The sequence below is a fragment of the Metalysinibacillus jejuensis genome, assembly GCF_003057615.1.
Classification (GTDB): domain Bacteria; phylum Bacillota; class Bacilli; order Bacillales_A; family Planococcaceae; genus Metalysinibacillus; species Metalysinibacillus jejuensis.
Genome location: NZ_QAFW01000070.1, coordinates 1 through 8,413, shown reverse-complemented (window position 1 = coordinate 8,413; position 8,413 = coordinate 1). Strand labels below are relative to the sequence as shown.

Below are 8,413 nucleotides of genomic sequence, written 5' to 3'. Positions count from 1 at the left end.
TTTAAACGCCAGTTTATTTGTGATACCTTGCCGATTGAATGGCGGATTGGACTCAAAGAAATAGTCGAATTCCACCGCGAACTTTATCAAATAGATATTGGATGATTTTGGTTAATCAACACGTGTGTTATAATTTAGCTAGAGAGATATGGCTCTACAGGTAATGGTTGGATTGAAATGATTTCCTTCTCTTTTTTTATGTTCTCTGTAAGTTCCGCAATATACGTGCAGGTCGTTGGTGATAAAATGGTATCAAATGAAAATCCAAATTCAGAAAAACCTACGACAGATCCAGAGAGCCCAGTGCTACCTGAGCAACCAACTGTCTCTGTACCGAATGAAAATCCTAAAACAGACAATGAGCAACCAACAGTAACGCCTAACGAAGGCAACCCTGTAGGACAACCGACAGCTTCTGTACCAGCAAAAGAATTACCAAATGCAGGTGTTGAGCAAGTAGCACCAGCAGCGAAATTACCACAAACTGATGGTGAAAGCACAATCGCATTTATGCTGACAGGATTTATGTTAGTAGGTGCAAGTATTTTGTTATTCATGCGTCGCAAACAACTGCAATAAAAATAAAAACACCCTTTTCACTTTCGAAAGAATAGGCTATAGTAGGAGTAACTCCATACGACGCCACTTTCGTAGGAAAGGGTGTTTTTTCTATGCAAAAAATATGGCAGCAGTATGGCAAATATCTACTTATTGGCGGTGCACTTGTAATCGCACTGCTCCTTTATAGTTTACGAGCGCCACAAGAAGAGCCAGCGCTACTTGAACTTACCCCCACACCACTCGATACAGCTTCCGCTGAACTCGCACCAACCTTACCTGAATCAACTTTACCCGAACCCGTTAGCACGACCGTATTAGTAGACGTAAAAGGCGCTGTTAAGCATCCAGGCGTTTATCCTTTAACGACCGAAGAACGCATTATTGATGCCATTACAATGGCAGGAGGCGTTACGGAGAAGGCCGACACAAAAACGATGAATTATGCGCAAAAACTCCAAGATGAAATGATTATTTATATACCAGAACAAGGTGAAGAAGTCCCAGTTACAATAGCTCCAACTACGCCTACTACTTCGGCACAAACTGCAACTACCTCTGCACCAACGACAAACACCGTGAATATTAATCTAGCTGATGAAGCAGCGTTAATGACCATTCCAGGCATTGGGCCTGCAAAAGCAAAAAGCATTATCCAGTACCGCACTGATCAAGGGCAATTTACGAAAATAGAAGATATTAAAAACATTAGTGGCATAGGCGATAAAACATTTGAAAAATTGAAGGATTTTATTAGCGTAAATTAGTGCTACACTTAATAACAGAACGAAGGAGGTATTCGTATGGAGCGAATTACTTGGAATCAATTTTTTATGGCGCAGTGTCATTTACTCGCCCTGCGCAGTACGTGTACACGCTTAGCTGTAGGCGCTACTATCGTGCGCGATAAACGCATTATTGCAGGTGGCTATAACGGCTCAATAGCGGGCGATGAACATTGTATTGATCACGGCTGTTACGTCGTAGACAATCATTGTGTGCGTACGGTACACGCCGAAATGAACGCCTTATTGCAGTGTTCAAAATATGGCACATCAACGCATGGTGCGGATCTTTACGTCACGCATTTTCCTTGCTTACCTTGTACAAAATCAATTATTCAAGCAGGGATTAAGACAGTGTACTATGCCACAGATTATAAAAATAATAGCTATGCGCTAACCCTTTTTGAAAAAGCAGGTGTTACTGTAGAGCATGTGCCGTTTGACGAACGTAAAGTAGATTTTTTACGTGATGAAAAGCTTGCTTTGTATTTTGAGATGTTACAAGAAATGCGTGAGGCAGGCGTAGATGAACAAAAAATACACACATTAGAAAAGCAGGTGACAGCGCTTATTGGTAAAGCATTTTAAATCCCACATGATAGTCATCGCACTCGCAGTACTCATAGCTGCGAGTGCCTTCCAACTTTCTTCTTTCCTCTTTCTTTTATTTATTCCTTATGTTGCATGGTTATTGTATAAACGTGTACCGGGGCCAATTTATTTAGCTATAGCGGTCGCAATTAGTATTCTCTTTTTACAAACGATGCCAAAACCCCTTCCTGCTACAACTCAACTTACCTTGCAAGATGTTAAAATTTCAGGCGCGACGCTCAGAGGATTTGCACTAGCCGAACGCCAACGCGTTTACTTCACGTACCGCTTTCAAAACGAGCAAGAAAAACAGCGCTATGAGGCAACTTCCCTCTATGGTTTACAACTGCAAACAGAAGCTACTTGGGCTACGCCAACGCGTCCAGCACACCGCTATGCTTTTTCGATGGCGTCGTATATTAAGAGTAAGGGTGCTGTTGGCATGCTTGAAGTAACAACTTTACGCGTAACAGGGCGTTCCACCAGTTTTGCTACACGCTTAGCAACACAGCGTTTTAACGTTGCCCGTCATATTGAAGCAACTTTCCCGAAAAGTTTACAGGCGGAGGCACAAGCGCTCTTAATCGGCTTACGTGATGATGTAGATGAAGAGTTGACGCGAGCGTATCAAATTTTAGGTATCACCCATTTATTTGCGATATCTGGCTTGCACGTAGGGTTGATGACTGCCATTTTATACTATGTGTTACTACGTCTCGGTGTGCGTCGTGAACATGCAACAGTATTGCTCATTATTGCCTTACCGCTCTATGCGATGTTAGCGGGGGGTGCGCCGTCTGTATGGCGTGCGGTCACTGTAACGGTTCTTGTGCTTGCCGTGCAACTAAAAAAGCGGCGTATAGCTGTTGATGATGCGCTTGCCTGTACCTTTATTTTCTTTGTGCTATGGCATCCGTATAGTATTTTTCAAGTAGGGCTTCAATTGTCATACGGCGCAACGATTAGCCTTATCTATGCACAGCGCTTAATGCAGTATTTTCCTAGTTATTTCGCGCAAGCTTTTCTAATTACGACCGTGACCCAACTTGCAGTATATCCACTCATTTTATATCATTTTTTTGAGGTATCTGTTTCTTCTTTACTGATGAATTTAGTTTTCGTACCTTTATTTTCAACTATTATTTTACCGACGACAATGGCTTTATTTGTTGTCACCTATATCGCGCCGCCTCTTGCCACACTACTGTTTACTGTCTACGAACCGCTGCGCACTTGGCTGACCGTCTTCATTCAGGCCCTTACGACCATACCTTGGCAACTTTGGACGCCAGGCCGCCCTGCGTGGTGGGGTATAGTGCTTGCCTATGTCGGTGTGTTTATGTTAGTAATTAGTATCGAAAACAAACGTCCTCGTCTAGGGTTACTGGCATTCGTGTGCTCGGTTTTGCCGCTTCACTTCAGCTATCTTGCTCAATCAGATGTCCGGGTTACATTTTTAGATGTCGGGCAGGGCGACAGCATCATTATAGAGCTACCTAGACGACGAGCGGTGTATGTGATCGATACAGGTGGGGTACTGCGTTTCAATAAGGAAGGTTGGCAGCAAGGAAAGCCGTATGAAGTAGGGCGACGTGTAGTCGTACCGTATTTAAAAGGTAAAGGGATTACGAAGGTTGATACGTTAATTTTAACGCATCCCGATGCTGATCATGTCGAAGGGGCAGAGGAAGTAATGCAAGAAATAACAGTGAAGGCGTTACACGTCACCCCTAATAGCTTTCAAAAAAGTGAGGTGATGCAAGCAATTGAACAGGAAGTAAACACACAAAAAATTCCGGTTTATGAAGTCATGCGGGGGCAAAGTTGGCAAAAAGCAGGGGTGCAGTTTATGTATGTGGCACCGTTTGAAGCGGGAGAGGGGAAAAATAACGATTCACTCGTAGTCGTTATGCAGTACGGTAAAATGCGTGCGCTCTTTACTGGTGATTTAGAAGCGGAAGGGGAGGCGCAACTACAAGATGCCATCTTACGTAATATAGCCCTATTAAAAGCGGGGCACCACGGTAGTAAAACGTCAAGCACCGAAGCATTTATTGCCCATACGAACCCGCAACTGACGATTTTTAGCGCAGGGCTTAACAATCGTTACGGGCACCCACATCCTGATGTGTTAGCGCGCTTTGCAGATAGAGCGACTTTAACGACAGCAGATGTCGGCACAATCGAGGTAGAGCTTAGTACTACAAATATGACGATAAAATGACAAAAAAGCATTTCATGAACGAAATGCTTTTTTGTCGAAGTTAAAATTAGTTCATAGCTACGTATTCGAAAATAATTGCAATGATGAACATTGTTGTAAAGAAACCGAATGATACTGCGAAACCTACGCCCGCATCAATGGCATCGTTACGTTTTGAGTTAATGTTTTCACCTTCAAATGGATTCATTGCTATCCCTCCAATTCTGTATCTTATTATAAAACATCGCCTATAAAAAAGCTATATCAAAAGGAAAACACAAAGAGGTGTGACAAAGCGATAGTAAATCAAGTATAATGTACTGATGTATAAGGAGAGTGAACGTAAGTGCTTACAAAAATTTGGCGCGATATTGATAATAAAAAACTACAGCCCGTATATTTACTCATCGGCGAAGAAGCCTATTTAATCGATGAGACGGTGCGAAAACTTAAACAGGCACTCGCGGCAGATGAAGAAGCTGAAGTTATGACGTACTCACTTGACGAAGTGCCAGTAGATGAAGTGTTGAATGAAGCGGATACCATTCCGTTTTTCACTGAAAAAAAACTAGTCATTGCTAAAAACGCCTCGCTGTTTAAAGCAAGCGAGCGAGATAAAGAAAAAATCACTCATGATATCAAGCGTTTTGAGCAATATATGAATAACCCCGCCCCATTTAGTATCGTCGTTTTTATCGCCCCTTACGAAAAGTTAGATGAACGTAAAAAGTTTACTAAAATTGCGAAAGCGAATGCTTGTGTCGTAGAAGCCGTAACACCAGAAGAACGTGATTTAGCGGTATGGATTACGTCACGCGTAGAGGCGCTCGGTAAATCGATCGATGAGGATGCGATAGGGGCATTGTTAAACCTTGTAGGGGCTAATATGCTGCAACTTAATTTAGAAATTGAGAAGCTAGCGCTTTATTTAGGTAGCGAACTTGAAATAACCGAGACGCTCGTCCATGAGCTAGTCGCTAAAACGTTAGAGCAAGATGCGTTTAAAATGGTAGATGCCTATTTTGCTAATGACGAAGCGACAGCGCTTGAAATTTACCATGATTTATTACTGCAAAAGCAGGAGCCGATTATGTTAGTGGGGTTACTTGCCTCTACAGTACGCTTAATGAACCATGCCTATTACTTACAGTCTAAAGGTTATAACCAACAGCAAATTGCTAAGCAACTAAAAGCGCATCCATACCGCATTAAAATGCTATTACAAAAGCGCAATCGCCCTACAGAAGAGCAACTGTTGCGTGCCCTTTATGCCTTATCTAAAGTGGATGAGGCGCTGAAAACGAGCAGTGGTAACCGTGAGCGCCCGCTCGAGTTATTTATTATGAAAGCAATGTGAGGCTGTCCTTAGGGCAGTCTTTTTTGTCGTTATACATAGAAAAAAGGTTACCTACACATGGTAGATAACCTTAGGAACAGCGATTAAGCTTGTTTTGTAAGACGAGACTTAAGACGAGCTGCTGCGTTTTTGTGGATAAGACCTTTTGAAGCGGCTTTATCTACTGATTTAGTAGCTGCTTTTAAAAGCTCTTGTGCGTTTTCGCTGTTTTCAGCGATAGCAACGCGTGCTTTTTTAACTGCTGTACGCATAGCTGATTTCACTTGAGTGTTCGCTGCGTTTGCTTTTTCGTTCGTTTTTACACGTTTGATAGCACCTTTAATGTTTGGCATGTATTTCACCTCCTAGATTAGATACGAGATGAGTATTTTCTCACGTTTTCGTGTCAATACAACAAAAATCATTTTAACAAACGCAACGTTAAAAAGCAATAGTTTCGCGCAAAGAATATTTACTTGACAGTAATTATAGCAACAAAATGCCTAATTTCCGCATCCTAGTAGGAGTTGTACATTGCCTAATATTCATAGTATAATTTAATATAGTTGAAATAGGAGTGAAGTACATGAACCGAGATGAAAGACAGAAAAGACAAGAAAATATTCGTAACTTCTCGATTATTGCCCATATTGACCACGGCAAATCGACGTTAGCTGACCGTATATTAGAACATACGCAGTCATTAACAAAGCGCGAAATGAAAACGCGTATGCTCGACTCAATGGATTTAGAACAAGAGCGTGGTATTACGATTAAATTAAATGCGGTCCAATTAAAATATTTAGCTAATGACGGCGAAATTTACACCATTCACTTAATTGACACACCAGGACACGTCGACTTTACGTATGAGGTATCACGTAGTTTAGCGGCATGTGAGGGTGCGATTTTAGTAGTAGACGCAGCGCAAGGTATCGAAGCGCAAACGTTAGCTAACGTATATTTAGCCTTAGATAATGACTTAGAGATTTTACCAGTCATTAATAAGATCGATTTACCAGCCGCTGATCCAGAACGCGTGCGTGAAGAAATCGAGGATGTGATCGGTTTAGATGCTTCAGAAGCCGTATTAGCTTCAGCGAAAGCCAACATCGGTATCGAAGAAATTTTAGAACAAATCGTAGCGAAAGTACCTGCGCCAGAAGGTGACCCTGAAGCACCGCTACAAGCTTTAATTTTTGACTCGGTATATGATGCTTACCGCGGTGTTATCGCATCAATTCGTATCGTACAAGGCCGTGTTAAAGCGGGCGACAAAATTCGCATGATGGCAACAGGTGCAGAGTTTGAAGTAATTGAAGTCGGCATTCACACGCCACACGTAACACCTGTAGAAGAATTAACGGTAGGCGACGTAGGTTATTTAACAGCTTCAATTAAAAATGTAGCGGATACGCGTGTAGGTGATACGATTACTTCTGTAGATAACCCTGCAACAGAAGCGTTACCAGGCTACCGTCGTTTAAATCCAATGGTATTCTGTGGTTTATACCCAATTGATACATCAAAATATAATGATTTACGTGAAGCGTTAGAAAAGTTAGAGCTAAATGACTCCGCGCTTGAATTCGAGCCAGAAACATCACAAGCATTAGGTTTTGGTTTCCGTTGTGGTTTCTTAGGGTTACTGCACATGGAAATTATTCAAGAACGTATTGAGCGTGAGTTTAAGATTGATTTAATTACAACTGCCCCTTCTGTAGTGTACAAAGTGCATATGACAGATGGCACAGAAATTTTAGTCGATAACCCAGCGATGATGCCAAATCCACAAAAAATTGATCACGTGGAAGAACCTTATGTAAAAGCTTCTGTTATGGTGCCAAATGATTATGTAGGGGCAGTAATGGAGCTTTGCCAAAAGAAACGCGGTAACTTCATTGACATGAACTACCTAGATACAACGCGTGTAGCGGTTAACTATGAGCTGCCATTATCAGAAATTGTTTATGATTTCTTTGACCACTTAAAATCAAATACGAAAGGTTATGCGTCATTTGACTATGAGCTAATTGGTTATAAAACGTCAAAACTTGTGAAGATGGATATTTTATTAAATAGCGAACAAGTCGATGCGTTAAGCTTTATCGTTCACCGTGACTTTGCGTATGAGCGTGGTAAAGTTATCGTAGAAAAACTAAAAGAGCTAATCCCTCGTCAACAATTTGAAGTGCCTGTACAAGCAGCCATTGGACAAAAAATTGTAGCGCGTTCTACGATTAAATCGATGGGTAAAAACGTACTAGCAAAATGTTACGGCGGTGACATCTCGCGTAAACGTAAATTACTTGAGAAACAAAAAGCAGGTAAAAAACGTATGAAACAAGTAGGTTCAGTAGAAGTACCTCAGGAAGCATTTATGGCTGTACTTAAAATGGACGATGATAAATAAGATACACTATCAAAGTTTGTAGCCTTTTGTAAAAAGATGACAAACGAACGATAAAATATAGAAATAGTTAAAGACAAAGCGTATACGGAGCGCTTTGTCTTTTTTTGAGCAAATACAATTTAGAGACTACATATATAACGACAGTGTTTAACTATTGATAATGAGGCTTAATAGGTTGATTACTCATTAGCCTTTAATTTGCAACCTATTTTATTACGAAGACAAAAAACAGACTAAGATTAGTAGTACAAACCAAGGCCATGGTTTGTGCTACTATTTTTTTATAGTAGAAGTGAAGGAAAGTCGACTAGCCTCTGGGACCATTTGAGAGTCCGTATTAAAAACCGGCTAACTTCACACCCTTATATGAATCAGTTTAGTCTGTTGGGTCCAAAGAGACCGCGTATAAGAAAGTGGAATCATTAAGGTACTGTGAAGACTTCTATGACTGGCTAAAAAGGAGATGGAAATGATGAAACATGTCATTGCGTTAGATGTGAGTAAAGGCAAAAGTTCGGTGGTTATTT

The 8,413-nt window shown here is 41.2% G+C and carries 8 protein-coding genes; 6 read left to right on the top strand and 2 right to left on the bottom strand.

Translation table 11 applies throughout. From position 1 onward, the window contains the following. Positions 1-246: 246 nt before the first annotated feature. The 4 genes from DDE80_RS13115 to DDE80_RS13100 all read left to right on the top strand — a co-directional run bounded on the left by DDE80_RS13115 (position 247) and on the right by DDE80_RS13100 (position 4,158). On the top strand, positions 247-579 hold the full coding sequence (locus tag DDE80_RS13115) for an LPXTG cell wall anchor domain-containing protein (protein ID WP_161952342.1): 333 nt from the start codon (positions 247-249) through the stop codon (positions 577-579). A 92-nt stretch (positions 580-671) separates the two neighbouring features. Continuing rightward, entirely contained in the window at positions 672-1,325 is a 654-nt protein-coding gene (locus DDE80_RS13110; RefSeq protein ID WP_108308338.1) for a helix-hairpin-helix domain-containing protein, read from the top strand. Positions 1,326-1,361: 36 nt separating this feature from the next. Continuing rightward, positions 1,362-1,931, top strand: a complete 570-nt coding sequence (locus DDE80_RS13105; protein ID WP_108308337.1) for a ComE operon protein 2 — start codon at positions 1,362-1,364, stop codon at positions 1,929-1,931. Further along, positions 1,915-4,158, top strand: a complete 2,244-nt coding sequence (locus DDE80_RS13100) for a DNA internalization-related competence protein ComEC/Rec2 (RefSeq protein ID WP_235612343.1) — start codon at positions 1,915-1,917, stop codon at positions 4,156-4,158. Before DDE80_RS13105 ends, DDE80_RS13100 begins: the two co-directional genes overlap by 17 nt. 46 nt (positions 4,159-4,204) lie before the next feature. On the opposite strand, the gene DDE80_RS13095 is transcribed toward DDE80_RS13100, so the two are convergent. After that, entirely contained in the window at positions 4,205-4,345 is a 141-nt protein-coding gene (locus DDE80_RS13095; protein WP_108308335.1) for a YqzM family protein, read from the bottom strand. Between the two features lie 138 nt (positions 4,346-4,483). Between DDE80_RS13095 and holA the strand changes: the two genes are divergently transcribed. Further along, a complete protein-coding gene (gene holA / locus DDE80_RS13090; protein WP_108308334.1) occupies positions 4,484-5,494 on the top strand; it encodes a DNA polymerase III subunit delta in 1,011 nt (336 codons plus the stop codon). Positions 5,495-5,577: 83 nt separating this feature from the next. On the opposite strand, the gene rpsT is transcribed toward holA, so the two are convergent. After that, positions 5,578-5,826, bottom strand: a complete 249-nt coding sequence (gene rpsT, locus DDE80_RS13085; protein ID WP_108308332.1) for a 30S ribosomal protein S20 — start codon at positions 5,824-5,826, stop codon at positions 5,578-5,580. 233 nt (positions 5,827-6,059) lie between these two features. Here rpsT and lepA point away from each other — a divergent pair, with 233 nt between their 5' ends. Further along, the gene (lepA, locus tag DDE80_RS13080; protein ID WP_108308331.1) at positions 6,060-7,886 is read left to right on the top strand and encodes a translation elongation factor 4; all 1,827 of its coding nucleotides are present in this window, start codon (positions 6,060-6,062) and stop codon (positions 7,884-7,886) included. The last annotated feature ends 527 nt before the right edge of the window (positions 7,887-8,413 follow it).